At 43.6% G+C, this 16,508-nt stretch carries 14 protein-coding genes; 8 read left to right on the forward strand and 6 right to left on the reverse strand.

The window, feature by feature from the left end; genetic code table 11:
* Positions 1 to 41 precede the first annotated feature (41 nt).
* The 3 genes from C7Y69_RS16515 to C7Y69_RS16525 all read right to left on the reverse strand — a co-directional run bounded on the left by C7Y69_RS16515 (position 42) and on the right by C7Y69_RS16525 (position 1,750).
* Positions 42 to 623 (reverse strand): hypothetical protein, encoded by a 582-nt coding sequence (locus C7Y69_RS16515; RefSeq protein WP_013783633.1) that lies wholly within the window; start codon positions 621 to 623, stop codon positions 42 to 44.
* Between the two features lie 85 nt (positions 624 to 708).
* Complete coding sequence (locus C7Y69_RS16520) at positions 709 to 1,299, reverse strand: hypothetical protein (protein WP_013783632.1); 591 nt, start codon at positions 1,297 to 1,299, stop codon at positions 709 to 711.
* Positions 1,300 to 1,513: 214 nt separating this feature from the next.
* Positions 1,514 to 1,750 (reverse strand): hypothetical protein, encoded by a 237-nt coding sequence (locus tag C7Y69_RS16525; RefSeq protein ID WP_013783631.1) that lies wholly within the window; start codon positions 1,748 to 1,750, stop codon positions 1,514 to 1,516.
* Positions 1,751 to 1,891: 141 nt separating this feature from the next.
* On the opposite strand from C7Y69_RS16525, the gene C7Y69_RS16530 reads away from it, so the two are divergent.
* The 8 genes from C7Y69_RS16530 (at position 1,892) to C7Y69_RS16565 (ending at position 10,374) form a co-directional block, all read left to right on the forward strand.
* Positions 1,892 to 3,301: an ATP-binding protein gene (locus C7Y69_RS16530; protein ID WP_126873417.1), complete on the forward strand. Its 1,410-nt coding sequence runs from the start codon at positions 1,892 to 1,894 to the stop codon at positions 3,299 to 3,301.
* Positions 3,301 to 3,990, forward strand: a complete 690-nt coding sequence (locus C7Y69_RS16535) for a response regulator (RefSeq protein WP_126873418.1) — start codon at positions 3,301 to 3,303, stop codon at positions 3,988 to 3,990. The genes C7Y69_RS16530 and C7Y69_RS16535 overlap by 1 nt, the downstream gene beginning before the upstream one ends.
* A 122-nt stretch (positions 3,991 to 4,112) precedes the next feature.
* Positions 4,113 to 5,117: a YHYH protein gene (locus C7Y69_RS16540; protein ID WP_126873419.1), complete on the forward strand. Its 1,005-nt coding sequence runs from the start codon at positions 4,113 to 4,115 to the stop codon at positions 5,115 to 5,117.
* Positions 5,117 to 5,512: a hypothetical protein gene (locus tag C7Y69_RS16545; RefSeq protein ID WP_126873420.1), complete on the forward strand. Its 396-nt coding sequence runs from the start codon at positions 5,117 to 5,119 to the stop codon at positions 5,510 to 5,512. Before C7Y69_RS16540 ends, C7Y69_RS16545 begins: the two co-directional genes overlap by 1 nt.
* Before the next feature lie 269 nt (positions 5,513 to 5,781).
* Positions 5,782 to 6,684, forward strand: coding sequence for a glycosyltransferase family 2 protein (locus tag C7Y69_RS16550; RefSeq protein WP_013783626.1), 903 nt, complete (start codon positions 5,782 to 5,784; stop codon positions 6,682 to 6,684).
* Between the two features lie 31 nt (positions 6,685 to 6,715).
* On the forward strand, positions 6,716 to 7,381 hold the full coding sequence (gene gntA / locus C7Y69_RS16555) for a guanitoxin biosynthesis heme-dependent pre-guanitoxin N-hydroxylase GntA (RefSeq protein ID WP_013783625.1): 666 nt from the start codon (positions 6,716 to 6,718) through the stop codon (positions 7,379 to 7,381).
* A 37-nt stretch (positions 7,382 to 7,418) separates the two neighbouring features.
* Positions 7,419 to 8,006 carry a DUF1989 domain-containing protein gene (locus C7Y69_RS16560; RefSeq protein ID WP_013783624.1) on the forward strand — a complete coding sequence of 196 codons (588 nt, stop codon included), beginning with the start codon at positions 7,419 to 7,421 and terminating at the stop codon, positions 8,004 to 8,006.
* Positions 8,007 to 8,238: 232 nt separating this feature from the next.
* Entirely contained in the window at positions 8,239 to 10,374 is a 2,136-nt protein-coding gene (locus C7Y69_RS16565; protein ID WP_126873421.1) for a response regulator, read from the forward strand.
* A 45-nt stretch (positions 10,375 to 10,419) separates the two neighbouring features.
* Here C7Y69_RS16565 and C7Y69_RS16570 read toward each other — a convergent pair whose 3' ends face one another.
* The 3 genes from C7Y69_RS16570 to C7Y69_RS16580 form a co-directional block, all read right to left on the reverse strand.
* Positions 10,420 to 11,379 (reverse strand): WYL domain-containing protein, encoded by a 960-nt coding sequence (locus tag C7Y69_RS16570; protein WP_260563570.1) that lies wholly within the window; start codon positions 11,377 to 11,379, stop codon positions 10,420 to 10,422.
* 209 nt (positions 11,380 to 11,588) lie between these two features.
* Positions 11,589 to 12,182, reverse strand: a complete 594-nt coding sequence (locus C7Y69_RS16575; RefSeq protein ID WP_013783621.1) for a hypothetical protein — start codon at positions 12,180 to 12,182, stop codon at positions 11,589 to 11,591.
* Between the two features lie 15 nt (positions 12,183 to 12,197).
* Entirely contained in the window at positions 12,198 to 16,211 is a 4,014-nt protein-coding gene (locus C7Y69_RS16580) for an ExeM/NucH family extracellular endonuclease (protein ID WP_126873422.1), read from the reverse strand.
* Positions 16,212 to 16,508 lie beyond the last annotated feature (297 nt).

The following is a 16,508-nucleotide window of genomic DNA, read 5'->3' on the forward strand; positions in this document are numbered from 1 at the left end:
AAAGCCGCTATAAAGCGGCTTAATATTGAAAAGGCTTACAACTAGGTAGGCACACGGCGTATTGGAACTGACCTAACTGCTTTCGTATTGTGATTTACGCACCACATTACGCTTTCGCATGCTTCTTCACGACGCTTAAAGTGGGCAAGACCAATAAGTTTGTCTTCTCGCGGCCACACTGCTTGTTTCAAAATAGCGGTATCGGTTTCGCTAAGTGCGCTAGTATCCAAACTCATTTCAACCGCTTTTTTGTTGGGTTTAATCAATGAAGGTTGTGCATCGGTAATTATGCTTTTTTTAACACACACATATTCACGCAGAACAGGATCTCTTACCACACCGATATATTCATCATCGCAAATAATGGCTGGCCAACCTTCAGAGATTCGGCTTTGCCAGAACATTACGACTGTGAAGGCCACTAAAACAAATAGGGTTAAACCAATAAATTGACTATCTAAATCCGGTGCAACAGAAACAATTATTCCTACTAATGCAGCAAATAATATCCACCCACCAAATACCCTTCGCATGGCATTAGGTGAAATACCCGAAATAACACTAACCTGTTTTAACTGGCTTTTTTCATAGTTGCGAAGTTCAACTACCGATTCAGAGTTCACAACTCTCTCCACTTGATTTTTACTCACTTTATATAGATGTAATTACGCTCACAAGTGAACCATAGTTTATTATACTAATTAAGATTTACGCCGACTTAGGAAGTTCCGTAGACAATTGACATATTTCAAAATGCATTGAGTCTGCAAGGTTATCTTGCTGACGACGTATTTTTGCCAAAATTACAGACGGGTCTGGCTCACCGAAAAAGAACCATTCAGCAAAGCGCTTTCCAAGCCCTCCACTCCGTAGCTGATAAACATGCACTACAAAGCGGTAGCCATTTACGTAAGCATCTTGATAAGCACGGCTTTCATCTACTGATGTCAAACCGCCTCTTGGGTGAATGGCAAAGCTTTTCACCCCTGCACCTCGTTTCGTTAAAAACGATATTCCTACTTCAGTCACGCGCTTGGCCGCAGCTTGCTTAAGGATCTCTAGCGAAATATGCAAATAAGGCACATCAATTTTACCGAACAACCGACATGCATTCGGGCATCCTGGCGCTAGCCCAACAGAAAACGCCGTATGGTCACGTCCTTCCCAAGGGCGGATCCATACGTAAGGGCTAACGTGAACATAAAGTTCAATACCATCACACTGGATGCTAAATACGTCTGGAACCTCTGAATTTCGGGCGTTTATTAGCTCGTTAAGGCGCTCGTCACTGTACTGCATACTAGGCCTCCAATAAAGTATTTTAAGCCAATGCGCTGTGAAAAAAACAAATAACGGGGCGCACTAAAAATTCATAGCTTAATAATTGACGAGTATGCCATATTCGGTATTTTTTTGTTAGAGCGTTCTGTAATAACAAAGCAGAAACTGACGGTGTATTTTTACACTGCCAGTTTACGTTTTTGGATGGGTATGGGAATAATAGAGCGGGGAATTAGCGCTGTTCGCGAAGATTTTCAGGAACCGCTACCAGTTGCTCCTCAACCATTTCACAGGTACCTTCCACGCTGTCACCGCGGCGGGTTTCGAAAGAGACCGTATCTCCCTCAGATTTATTTTCACACGCTTCAATAGCTTCAGGTGGCGGACCATTCGGACGACCCTGTTGAGCAAATGTGTTTAAACTTCCAGTGAGAAGAGTGGCAACGAATACAAGCTTTAACAATTTCATGACTTTTCCTAAGAAGATTAACTAATTCACATCCAGCATACACGCTAAATGTGCAGATTCTGTGTAAGAAGCATGTAGAAGTGAGGGAATAAAAGCAGAAACAATTGCTAGCATGGCAATAGCATAGATATACTCAGTACAATGAAACTATCCCATAAACTTCTTGTTATTCTTGTTGGCTTTACCTGTGTATCATTGTCGCTTTCGTTAGCACTCGCACGTTGGAGCTTCGAGCAAGGCTTTAATGAATTTATTCAAAATCAGGAGCGAGAGCGCCTGAGGAGTTTGAGTCGCGTACTTATTGCAGAATACAGCAGCAATAATAACAGTTGGGACAACATTCAAATAGAGAGTGTAGCGCCTACTGGCATGCCCCATCGACGCCCTGGAATGCGACCTCGACCTGGTGGCTTCCCTCCCCCTAGACATCAAATTGAAGATGTATCTGCCGGCCCTCCTACATTACTCACTAATCCGTCTGGGGACGTCGTATCTGGGCAAGCGTCCTATGAAGACGAAAACGAACGAAATGAAGTAAGCGTGAAACTCGACTTTAACGGCCAGATCATAGGTCGGCTTACCAGTTACCCGCCTAAGACACCTGATTCTGATGTGGCTCGCGCTTTTTCTGAACAACAGCTGCAAGCCATTATCTTTATAGGCCTATTGTCGCTTATTGCCTCGCTTATACTGGCATTAGGCGTTACGCCGCGCATGCTAAGCCCTTTTAAGGCAATATTACAAAGCGTTAAAGGCCTAACTGCACACCAGTATAAAACCAACTTGCCAGAAAACCGTCCTGATGAATTTGGCGAGCTGATGCGGCACATAAATACATTGGGAAATACCCTTGGAGCGCACAAAAATACTAAAAGTCAATGGCTAGCTGATATCTCTCACGAACTCCGTACGCCTCTCACCATTTTATCGGGCGAAATTGAATTGATAAAAGCAGGGATTCGACCACTTGATCAAAAACAACTGGCCTCGTTTGACCAAGAGGTCACACGCTTGTCTTTATTGGTTGAAGATTTATACCAATTATCACTGTCTGATATTGGCGGGCTTTCTTATCATTTCTCGTCAGTGAATTTGAGCCAAGTAATCGTGCAACAAAGCGAAAGCCTTGCGCATATTTTTGATACAAAAGGGCTTACCTTCACTTGTTCCTGCCCACCCAACATCACCATTAACGCCGACCACCAACGCTTGAAACAGCTTATGCTTAACCTGCTGGTTAACGCATGTGAGTATACTGATGCGCCAGGTACCGTGGAGTTGGTGGTTTCAGATCAACCTTCATTTATCGTTATTATTGTTCAAGACTCAGCGCCAAGCATTGCAAAAGAAAATGCAGCGGCATTATTTGAACCTTTGTTTAGAGAAGATGCCTCACGTAGGCGTCGAACACAAGGTGCTGGCCTAGGCTTATCAATTAGTAAACAAATTATTGAGGCCCATGGTGGCAAAATTAGCGCGTCAGTTTCGTCGCTCGGCGGCGTTAAAATTACGGCAGAATTGCCCAAATATTTCACTACGGATAATAACTAATGACACCGCACAAACATGTACTCATTGTTGAAGATGAAGATAAAATTGCGCAAATTTTAGTTGAATTTCTTGCCTTGGAAGGATTCACATCTACCGTATTAAATGAAGGCACACACGTGGTTGATACGGTAAAAAAGGAAGCTCCGTCGGCCATTATTTTAGATAGAATGCTGCCCGGTGTGGACGGACTCACCATTTGCAAATCGCTACGTAGTTTTTCTATGGTACCCATTATCATGTTGACCGCCCGAGTCGATGAAATAGACCGACTTATTGGTTTAGAAGCAGGTGCTGATGACTACGTTTGTAAACCTTTTTCAGCACGTGAAGTCGTAGCACGGATACAAGCGGTATTGCGGCGAACCACGCAACAAACCCAAACTGAGTTGTCATCAGAAAAGCTCACTTTCCGCCATATCGAATTGGATATGTCTCGGTTTGAATGTGCTGTGGATGGCAACATTATTGAGCTTACACCGGTAGAATTCCGGTTATTGAAAACAATGATGACAAAACCTGGCGTAGTCTATTCCCGCGACCAGCTTATGGAGCTTGGCTATGAAGATGGCAGAGTGGTAAGTAACCGCACCATCGACAGCCATATGAAAAACCTTCGCCACAAATTAGCGACGGCAGAACACATCAGCCCTATTCATGCGGTATATGGCATTGGCTACAAAGTACAGTAGCCTGTGATACATCTTCATTAAAGCCCCTTCGAACCTGCACAGAAACTGCACATTTTAGCGATAGTCTTGGAATTGGTATTTCAATAGACATTCAAATCTAAAAAACAGTTCTGAGGCCACATATGAAGACGTCATTCTACGCACTACTCATGCTCGTGCTACTGGGCATATCAGCATGCTCTGATAGCGATAATTCCGACAGCACTTCCTCGACACAGGATAGTGATACGTCCTCTGGTTCAGATAGCGATAGCGACACAGACAGTAGCATTGTTGGTCCAAACCCTGACTACTTTCTAGCTGCGGGTTTGGCCGAAACGATTACCACTACCTCTTGTACGCTTACAGATGGAACCACCACCGATTGCTACAAGGTTGTTATCAACGGTGCTCCTGCAAATACAGACATAGGACCTTTCTGCCCGTCCACCATTACTGACGATGCCACCCAAGGCGGTATATGGTTTGACGGAAGTGGCGAGGTATATCAGCTGGAAGGGCAATTCTTTGTGGACGTAAAAACCCTTTATGGCGATGACTGGGAATTATACGATGAAGATACTGGCGAAATTTTCGTTACAGATACTCAGGTAGCCTGTGAAGCGGCAGCCCGTCCCAACGTAGCCGAAGAATATCAAAATCACTGTGTAGAGTGCTCAATTAGCTATTATGACGGTGGTATGCAACAAACCATTTTAATTCCAGTCACGCCAGTCCCTCTATCAAACCCCGAATCTATTGGTGCTGACTTGGGCGTTTCATTAAACGGTGTAGTGATAGCAGGCCCTGCCCCCGTCTCTCAAATATTAGCCGCGAACACCATTGCAGCGTTTGACGATTGTGGTGGCCACGTGAACCCCGCTGAAGGCTATCATTATCACGCATCATTAGGCTGTAGCGAAGTGGTAACCAGTATTGATGATCATGCCAATCTCATGGGATATGCCCTTGATGGCTTCGGCATCTACGGCATGTTAAATGCCAATGGAGAAGAAGACTATGATCTTGATGAGTGTAGAGGCCATGAAGACGATACAAGAGGCTACCATTACCATGCAGCGAGTGCCGCCGAAAATATGTTTATAGGCTGCTATCAAGGTGCCCAAGGCAGTATAGAGGTAAATTAATGACGTCTATACGTGTAAAATTAGGCAAGTCACTAGCCGGTACATTACCTTTATTCTCATTGGTAACCTTACTAGCAATGGCATGCTCGACGACAGTTTTAGCTCATAGCGGTCATATTCACAACGAAGCATTTGAAGCCTGCGAAACAAAAACTAAGGGCGAGGCATGTAGTTACCTTGTAGCCAAAACGCAGCGTTATAAAGGCAGCTGCCAAGTTTTTAATTTAAAGACCTTGTGTGTTCGAAGTGAGCCCATCGAATATTTACAAACAGTACCAGATGAAATTGAGATTGAAGTTAAAACAGACCAGGTAACTACACACCAGATAACTATAGACCAATTAGGCACTGTGAAAACCAACAATGTTAATGCAGCTAACACTCCCTCTCAGTGATCACCAAACCCTTTCCCAAATGGGGCGTTGGCCCCATTCTCACACTATGAAATAGATTCACACTGAGTGAATTCTTTGCAAGCCTAAGCACTGGCACGCAACACTAAAATAAATAATCTCCAAACTTTTCAATATATTAGACTAAGGTCTAATAATTGCTAAGTTACCTGCAAGTAGGCATTACAGATAAGACAGTAAGTGCGACGTTTGGTAACAACCACTGAAGTTAGGTTATCAAATACTCACCAAAGGGAAATTAGGAGGTTTACATGCATTCACCCGTCAGCGTTGTCACGATAGTAAAAAGTCGTACAGAAAAACTCTGCAGACTCATAGAACAGCTTGAGTCGTGTAACCCACTTCCCGATGAACTTGTCATCGTTTGGATGTGTTCTCCTTCAACGCTTTCACTAGCGAAAAGTGAGAAGTTTAATATCGTGCATAAGTTTGTGGCTAATGGCGCATTACCGATTGCTAGAGCACGAAATCGCGGTTTACAAGAAGCCAAAAGTAACCTTTTAGCTTACCTAAATGTTGATGCCATTGTAGATAAAAACTTTATCGCTAAAGGATTGAATGCATGGTGTCCAGGTTCAGTGGTATTTACCAAAGTGACATTCGTTCCAGAGTCACAATGGGTCCTTCCCCACGACACATTATGCCAAATTAAAAGCCAAGAATTACCAGACGAAGATAATAACGAAATTCCGTCAAGACAACAGGAAGATGATCATGGAAAGTTTAGTGACGATAGCATTTGTTCTACAGTGTTTTTTATTAGCAAGACAGATTTTAAGAAAACCGGCGGTTTCGATGAAGGTTACGACGGCTTCGGACTAAACGACGAAGACTTTTTTACCAATTGCCGTTCATTGGGTTTTTCATTAAACCAAATCGAATTGCAGACTTTTGCGCCAGAGCGCCCAAATTACCGCTGCCCTATTAATCACCTTCTAGATTTTGTCAGAAACGCCGAGCGTTACCACGCTAAATGGGGCGTTAACCCTTGTATCAATGTGCTAAATGCATACGCAGAAGCCGGTTATATTAATGAAGATTTTGAAACCGCTGGTATTCATGTTCTGCAATTGCCAAAGCGCGAAAAAACGTCCTCTGAAAACGAAGTTTCTTCACAAGAGCATGATACAGCGTTGATTAAGCAATCTGCTTAAAAAGCGTGGGAAGACTAATCAAGGAGTGAGTATGTCTATTTTAAAACCTGATCTAGAGCAAAAAGTATCAGCGTTTATCAACCAAGCCGATTACCCTTGTGTAGGCGCTAAAACTGCGTTAAACAAGGGTAAAATCACTGTAAAGCAGTATGATAATTTTCGATGCGACACGAATGATACCGACATCTTGACGGACATCTACGACTTCATTCATCGCTTTGAGCTTGATAAAGATATGTATTCTTCGCTGGTACTTACTTTTGAACAACCAGAGATTCTAAGCGAGATTGTTTTTGATAAATTGATGTGGCGCAAACTTCAGCAACTTCATGACATCGACACCTGCATGCACGGCTGGGATAACCAAGTAGACGAAAATCCGCATAGTCCTAACTTTAGTTTTAGTTTGGGCGGCAAAGCATTTTTTATCATTGGACTCCACCCCGGTGCGAAGCGTAAAAGCAGACGCTTTGAGCGCCCCGCGCTAGTGTTCAATCTTCACGAGCAATTCGAACTACTTCGCGAACAAGGAAAATTTGAAGATTTAAGAGACCACATTCGTCAACAAGACGAAGCCTTCTGTGGTTCAAAAAATACCTTGTTGCAAAATCATGGTGAGCAATCAGAAGCATATCAGTACAGTGGAAAGCAGCAACCTAAGCGTTGGCAGTGTCCTTTCCATGCAAATCAAAACTAATCTACATTAATTCAAATAGAGAAATAAAGAGGCAGCAATGCGACAAACCATTCAACCAAGAAGCGGCACAGCATTCACTATTAATAAAGGTGAGCGGCTAAAAGTTATTGACCCTGAAGGGGAACAAGTTGCCGATTTATATGCTTTTAACGCCCACGATAAAAATGAGTTTATGTCGTCAGGCCGTTCGCTAGATTATAACGAAAGCACCCACTTTAAATCAGGATGTAAGCTTTACTCCAACGAAAGTCAGGTGATGTTTGAGATCATTGAAGATACGGTGGAAGAACACGATTTTCTTTTAACCCCTTGCAGTGTGGATACCTTCAAACACTTTTATCCCAGTGACCCCCCCGTACCTGGATGCCATGGCAACTTAGTGGCCGCATTCGCTGAGTTCGACATTCCTGCACATCATATTGGGACTACATTCAATACCTTTATGAACGTGGATGTAAGCCCCGAGGGAAAAATTGCCGTGCTACCGCCTACGAGTAAAGCAGGTGACTACACTATTTTTGAAGCAAAAATGGACATGATTGTAGGTCTTACTGCATGCTCTGCGGGCGAATCGAATAACTTTCGCTATAAACCAATTCAATTTGAAATTTTGCCCGCTTTATAAGCAAAATTTGAGACCATTAAACTTGCTCTCGTTGAGAGCAAGTTCGCCCTACCATCATCTTAAATTCGTTTTACCCTCTATTTTCAACACTGCTTCCTCCAATTAAATACAGTGGGCTTCTCATCAACTTTTTCAAAATTTGAAAAAAGCTTAGCATTTAGTCCCTTTGGAAAATTGCGTAAATGCTTGGTATCAATTATCTTTTAGGTACTCTAAGAAAAACGTTATTTTTATGTCCATTCGCATACGGTACACGCTAGCGCTGCTTCTCATTGCCTGTCTTGTTACGGCATCTGTATTCACAATGCGAACTCTGCTGAACGGTCAGCGTCTTGATGCTGAAATTATCAATATTGCGGGGCAGCAGCGAATGCTCTCTCAACGCATTGCCCTTCTTGTACAAAAAATAAATGCCTGTGGTGAAGACAGCGCATCGTCTACCGACATACTTGAAACGGCCATTAATACCTTTTCAAGTAATCATCAAAAACTAATCTCATTGCCCTCTTTACCAGACTCTATCTCCAATATGTATTTCGGTACTAGCCAGCTTGATGCAAAGGTTAATCAATATATTGGACAAGCAAGAGCACTTGTGAATTCACCCCAATGTTCTTCTTCAATTGTTATTACTATAGAACAAGCCACCAGGCTGCTAGAGCAACTTAATAGTGTGGTTTATATGTTCGAGCTAGAGGCGAAAAGTCATGTTGATGCGGTCTCGTCTCTTGAGTTCTATTTGTGGCTTGCCACTATATTCCTACTAGGGGTTGAAGCTTTTTTCATTTTCGCGCCCATGGATAGAAAAATAAAAAAGACAATACAGCATCTATATGAAGCCTCTGAAAAAGCAGAAACAGAAGCGCTAAAGGCGCAGGAAGCCAATAGAGCTAAGTCCGAGTTTCTATCGAGTATGAGTCACGAATTACGCACGCCAATGAATGGGCTGTTTGGCATGATTGAACTTGCGATGGATAACCCAAGCAAGAGTGAAAATTACTTACGAAAGGCCAAAACCGCTGGGCGACAATTGCTTACCCTTATTAACGACATTCTCGATTTATCAAAAATTGAAGCGGGGAAAATTGTGGTTGAAAAAGGCCCTGTCGACTTGCTTCAACTGCTTGATGAGGTGGTATCTATACAGCGTATTTATTGCCAGAACAAAGGCTTAGATTTTCATTACAATAAACAGCAAACGCTAGCGCCCATTATTCAAGGTGACATCACCCGTATTGCACAAATCTTACATAACCTATTGAGTAACGCCATTAAGTTCACCGAGTCAGGTAGCGTAACCTTATCGGTCAGCCAAGCTCTCACGGAGAGTGGCAATACCTTGCTGTTTTCGGTTAAAGATACCGGTATTGGTATTGATTCTGATAAATTGTCGACTATCTTTCAAAAATTTGAGCAAGCAGACCAGTCAACCACCCGCCATTATGGAGGCACTGGGCTAGGGCTGAGTATCGCTAAAGAATTAGCACAATTAATGGACGGTAATATTTTAGCCACCTCAACCTTAGGCGCCGGTAGTGAATTTACGCTAACCCTTCCGGTGGTTGAAGAGTCTCTGCCCGCCATCGAGGTTAAAACTGACGCCATATTGCGCTGCGCTATTGTGGACGACTTGCTTACAAGCCGAGAATATCTAGAACACGTGGTTGCCGCAATGTCGCTTATTCCAACGTCGTACTCAAGCGCAAAGGACTTTCTGGAAGATACGCCCAATAATTACGATGTTATTATTCTCGATTTAGCGATGCCAGAGATGAGCGGCGTTGATTTGTTGCGAGAATTAGTAAAAACAGATATCTCGCCATTTCCAAAAATCATTTTGATTTCAGCAGAACTTGAACGATTAGATTGTGAAGAGGCCGTGAAAGACGTTATTTGGCGCTCACATGCAAAGCCGATCATCCGCAAAGACTTAGAGCTCGATTTACAAAGCCTAGTGTCCCGAGCCAGCAAGCCAACCGGCTTCCCCCATAAAGCAGCGCCTAGGTTGCGCATTCTTATTGCAGAAGATAATGATATTAACGCCGAAATTGTAAAAGCAATGCTTGAAGGCGAAGGTTTTAAAATTGTGCATGTGAAAGATGGTGAGCAAGCCGTTGCAGCCTGTGCCAAGCACTTGTTCGACTTCATATTGATGGACTGCAACATGCCCGTAATGGACGGTATTATGGCCGCTAGCATTATTCGAAACGAATTAAAGATAAACACGCCTATCGCAGCACTTACTGCCAATGCATTCCCTGAAGATAAAGAAGAATGTTTAAATGCAGGCATGAATGACTTTCTTACCAAGCCATTAGATAAAGACCTGCTGCTCTCTAGTATTAAGCAATTTACGCAAAAGTGGTAACGCACCTTGAAGCGACCGACATACCTGCCGTTAGAGAAAAATCTTTTACTCGTAGCGTTTTTCCTCGCCAATATACCCTGGTGCAATGGCAAGATTATCGGTATTTTCCAGCGTTTCCTGATTTCGCAACCACAGTTGGTATTCACCCGTACGCAGACTGGCATGTTTAGTACAATCTACATTCCACCGGCGCAGTAGATACCCTGCCATAGCGGCCCGTACTTCAAGGTGAAGTACTCCTTCTTCCATACCATAATCGAGCTCAATGGCAGTAGGATGGTTTATATTTTTCGGGTGCGGCACTACTTCTAAGGCTATTTTTCGCTGCCATGCTTCATCGGCTAGGCTCTGTTCGCTTAATGCAGGGTTGGCCTTTAGGGTAACTTTACTAATACGGGTTAGCACGAAATCTCTGAAGCTTCCGGTTTTTCTATCAAACGCACGCACGTGCCAACGCTGGCCATTATCTACAATGCTATGGGGCACCAATTCTCGCGCGCCCGAACCACTTGAAAGCGATGTATAAATAACACTCACCGCTTTGTTATTAACAATAGCTTGCACTAGTTTCGCCACTACATAAATATCGGGGATATTTAACGACGACGCACTTTCTACCGGAAAGTGGATATCACCGATAGCATCGAAGCCATCAGAAATATCGTTCGCTAACTTCACCAAGGTTCTACGAGGATCGTGCTCGAACAACGGTACAAAAGTATCGGTTTGAAAGTAACGCTTATCTCTTGCGTCGTAGGTAAGGTTATTTGGCGCCAGCACTTTATACAGACTGAAATCGCGAGAGCCCGCAGATAAACCCACTTCAAAGCGGCCAATTAGATCTTGGCGATAAATCGCCCCTTTAAACAACAAACAAAAATCGATATAAGCCAACCGCTGGCGCTGAGCAAAGCTGACGGTATCAAGACTTGCGTTTTCTGAAGGTGAAGCATCACTAAGGCCGAACTCTCGCCCTTCATTACCTAGCATTTTGGTGGCAGACATATCATTTCCATTTAACTGTACCTTTAACCAGTGTGGTTCATTTTGAGCGCGCTGTAAATAGAAATTTTGTCGTATTTTTTGGGCGTGTCTTCTACAAGAAGCCTTAACTGATTTAGCGAGCATCAAATATAAAAAACCCAGCAGATGCTGGGTTTTTGTTAACATGCTTAGTAATAAGCGTGTTGAGTTACATTGCTAGAATATCTCGATTAGCGACGAGCCTTAACCCGCGATACCGCCATACCGAAGCAAGCAAGTAATGCTAGAACACCAGTACTTGGCGCTGGAACTTCTGTAATTGAAATTTGAGCGGATGACGTAGTCGCCTGCAACTGCTGGCCATTGGAGTTGAGAACACTGCCACTTACATCAAACAGTGAGTCGTTCACAGCACTTAATGCTGAAAAATTCAACGTGTACAGCTCTAAGGTCCCTGCTAGTAATTGCTGAGTCCCTAACATCTCTAACATCCATGAAAACGGGAGCAAACCCGTTGACGATACAGAGATCATTCCAGGAGCCGTTGGGAACAAACCATCTAAGAAAGTAAATCCCGAGCTATCGCCAAAGGTTACAGAGCCATCTGAATACGTCAAGCTTGTTGAATCATAGATAAACGTATTATCGAATGATATCAGAGGTAGTGTTCCACCAATCGCTAGTAGAGCGTTCACATCTAAATTAACCGTAGCCGTAACAGTATCACCCACGTTATAAGATGCCTGATCGGTACTAATGTTAATAACCGCTGCTTGCGCACTAAAACCAACTAATGCAAATAAACCAATAATAAATTTTTTCATTTTTTCAATTCCTACTTATTCTACTGCACAACCAGCGCGGGTACACATGGTCATCAAGGCATTAAGGTCAAAGAAATTAACCATGCCATCATTATTAAAATCATACTGTAAATCGCTCGCACCACCTGATAAGAACAAGCCGTAGAACGCCATAATGTCGTTATAATCTACGTCGTTGTCGCCATCAAAATCGCCAGGTTGTACCGCATCTGGGAAGTTAAGTACTACTAATACTGGGTCGTGATCTGAAGAGCGGTATGCATCAGCGCCGTAATAATCCGTGATTTGCGCGTCAGTTTTATACTCTTCATTGTAATCAAACACACGAGGCTCATCTGCGTTAATGTGCCATACCGTCGCATCAACCACATATTCAGTTAAGCTTGGGCTAGATAATGCGTGGTCTAGGTAACCTAGTTCGCCGCCAAATGTGTATGAGTATGCCGAATCGCCACCAAAGGTGTTAACTAAGTTGGTATAGCCAGCACTTTCAAGGGCCAAAATAGGCTCTTCTGCTGCATACGCGTTTAAGTCACCCATAATGAGTAAGCGGTCAGATAAGGTATCGCTATTGTTTTCTACAATGGCAACCAAGCCATTAGCTGCATCGGTACGCAATGCGTTCCAACAGCCCTGTCCATCACCTGAATCGGCATTATCACCGGTAGCACTTGAACAACTTCCTTTCGATTTAAAGTGGTTTACGGCAAGGGTGAATGCTTCACCGTTGGCGTTCACTGTAAATGATTGAAGAAGCGGCTGACGGTTACCATAGTCAAACGGTGACTCAGACGATGTAACAGCGTTACCAAATGGTGTGACTACTGCAGGCTTGTAAATCATGCCTACTGCAATTTCGTCGGTACCTAATGCTTCACTGATTGACACATAGCTATACACATCACCGCCCATTTCAGCATTAACCGCTGCGGTTAATGTTGCAATAGCAGAGTCTTCACCATGACCATCATTTTCAACTTCTACAAGACCCACAACATCTGCATCCATTGCTGCTAGCGCTGCAACGATTTTCGCTTCTTGGCGAACCAATTCGAATTCATTGGTAGCGCCGCGAGAGGTTGGGAAGTCTGGTCCATCGAAATAGTTAAGTACGTTAAAGCTAGCCACTTTTACATCGCCGGTTAAGCCGATTAACGGGTAAGCCGTACGTGCATTGGTGCGAACTAATTCTAAGTCCATTACCGGTAGCAATTGATACTCGCTGAACGAGTAATGCATTACACCTGTGAGGTTTTCAACTGTATCGCCCAAACGTAGAGGGTTAGCATGCGTTAGCCCGCCCACAGGGAATGGAATACCATCTAGGTTTTGGCTATTTGAAGCATCATCTACCAACAATGTATTGAGGGCATTTTGTTCTGCTAACGCTATCGCTTCGGCTGTGCCCGCAGGATATTGGTTAGTCGGGATCATCACGCGCTCAGAGCCCACGTTAAACTGTCCGTAACGACCTAAGTTATATACGTCATTGACCAGCAACGATTGGGTAAAGGTAATTTGCATACCTTCATAGGCTTCAAGGTTGGTATCTGTACTAAATGGCATACTAAGTTCTGTGTAGAGAATACTTCCACCTGCGCCTAACACTTCAACGTCGCCTGATAATACAAACTCGGTTAAGTCGTTGTATTCAACCACGTCACCTTGCATGCGAACCAAGTCGCCAACCATTGGGAAAGTCTCTAGGGAAGTAGCATATACAAACACACCTTCAGAGGTTGCGTCGTTGCCATCTGAATCAGCCGCTTCTTCTTGAACAAAGAAACCAGACAAGTCTTCCGCTACTTTGGTCACTACCGCTTCAATGATTACGGTAGTATCAGCAAGTGGTGAAGCATCACCTTCGTCCTGCAGTTCACTGATAAGCACCAACTCGACTGTTGGGTCTACCGGATCTACTGGGTCGACAGGGTCTGTCGGATCAGTTGGGTCGGTTGGATCTGTAGGGTCGACCACACTGCCATTGTGCGAACCAAAATAATCGTAAGTGTTTTGGCTGTAGCTATCCCACTCACTGTCTGGGTCAAAAGCAGCGTTACGTGTTGCATTACCTTCAGTAATTGAAGCTTTACGCACTAGGGTTACATCTTTACCCCAGTTGGTTTTTACGCCAAACGTACCAACAGCATCAATGGTGACATCACCGTAACTTAGCTCGATGTAATCGTCACCGTTGAAGTTCATTACAAAGCTACTCAACGTCGAGCCTGTAGTCAGCGCATCTTCAGCGCTAGCATGACTAAAGGTAGCCACGGCACCAGAGGCTAACGTGCCGCTAAGTTCCAATACTTTTTCGTCACCTACGCTGGTAGCGCCATTTGAAAGTAATTTAAGCTTATAGTTACTTAAATCTACTGCCTCAGTTGAACCATTGTAAATTTCTACCGCTTTGTTAAAGCTGCTGCCTTCAATGTATTCAGAAATGAAAACGGCGTGGCCTGAACCTGTACTTCCGTCAGTGCCATCATCAACTGAGTCACCAGAATCTTCTCCCGTATCACCGCCATCTGAATCGCCAGCGTCTGTACCATCACAACTTGCATTGAATATTAGTGAAGCAAGCTCAGGCTTGTCGATAAAGGGGTTACGGTTACCTTGGAATTCGAAAACTTTGCTGTTTCTTTCAAGTTCGAATTCATCAACAGGGTCGCTTTCATGCCATTGTAAAAGAACACACAGTTTGCCTTGGGCGGCTTCGTCAGTGCTGGTTAAACGGTCAACCAATACCAAGTCTGCTTCCGACTCGCTGCTATCACTGCCATCGTACCGTACGTCCATGTAAAACATAGCGCGTGCTACATCACCCTTTACTGAATCACGAGGTTCAAAAGAGTCACTATCAATGCTGTTTGCTGGCGCTTCAGGTAGTGCACCATCACTGAAATCAAAATCTAGATTGCCGCGAGAACCGTTTACCGATATATCGGTTGGGCGAAGGTGATGAATATCTGAATATGCGGCTAAGCTGCTACTAGAGAAACCATGGCTGTTCGCCCAAACGTGCTCTCTATTCCAATTGTCCTGATTGCTGCTTTGCGTGCCACTACCGTTACTGAATTTAGCTAACGATGTTCCCATGTAGAACAACACGACATTGTCTGGGTTGGCAGGGTCTTGATCGGTGTCAGTTAGGGCTGTCCATGCTTCTGAATAAGAAAGCTGATGGTGATCGAGTGAGATAATATTTTGAGCCAGCGCTTTAAGTGTTTCAGCGCTTTCATTATTCGTTATTGCTGTATCAAGCTGCGCATAATAATCCGCTTCAACATAGTCGCTGGGCAATTTAACCGCGGTTAAATCAGGGCAGTTAAAGCAACTTTCGGTTAAGGTACGAAGCGTGTCGTCAGATGTTTCGCCATCATCGCCGCCTTCATCCTCTCCTTCAGAGCCAGTTGAACCTGATAAAACAACGCTGTTTACAAAGTGGGATTCTGTCCCAGCATTGTTCTTCATAGCTAGTTTTATTTGAACCGTGCTTGCATCAGGAATAGCAGAATTAACGGTTACACTAGTGTAGTCATCTATAAGAGTGTGAATATCTGTTCCCAGTGCATTGGTGACTAAGACAAACTCTCCACCATCAACTGAGTACATCACATCAACATAATCTATGTCTTCTTGCGTACCACTTTCTGATACTTCGACATCAAGCTGCAAGTCAGTTAAGCCATTTACGACAATAACCTCAGACACCCACACGGCATCGCCATCTACGTCGCGAGCACTTAGTTGGCCGCCATCGACTTTAAACCAGTCAGAAACCGCACTTAAATCAGCGTCTGTTACATCAATACTCCAGCGTGATACGCCATCCATATCAATAGTAATAGTATCTCCTCCAACCGCTCCTTTGCCATCTAATGTGGCTGCGTCGAAGTTTTCTTCCCAAATTACATCTGATAAAGCGTTAAAAGAAAGTGGCAGCGTTAACACACTACCCAATATTAATTTCACGCACAAAGCTGACTTACTCAACTTCGCTCGCCCTTGCCTACCCAGTTCCGCCATGTTGTTATCGTCCACTTTTTTTTAGGAACGTATAAAATTATATACTTGCGTATACACAGCAAGAACTTGTGCAAAATAATATCATATTTTTATTTAAACATTAAAATCATAAACTTACGCCGTTTAAATAAGTTTATTTTTTGTTTAACTCAAGTGTACTTTGGTACAGGTAAAACTAACTGTGTAAATTTTGTGCAAATACTTAGGTCGTAATAAAACTGAAGCTTACCGCCCTCTTATATGACAATTTGAGGTCGAAAATAAAAAAGAGGCTGCCGAATGGCAGCCTCTTACGAT

Source organism: Alteromonas sp. KS69 (assembly GCF_003989595.1).
Taxonomy (GTDB): Bacteria; Pseudomonadota; Gammaproteobacteria; order Enterobacterales; family Alteromonadaceae; genus Alteromonas; species Alteromonas naphthalenivorans.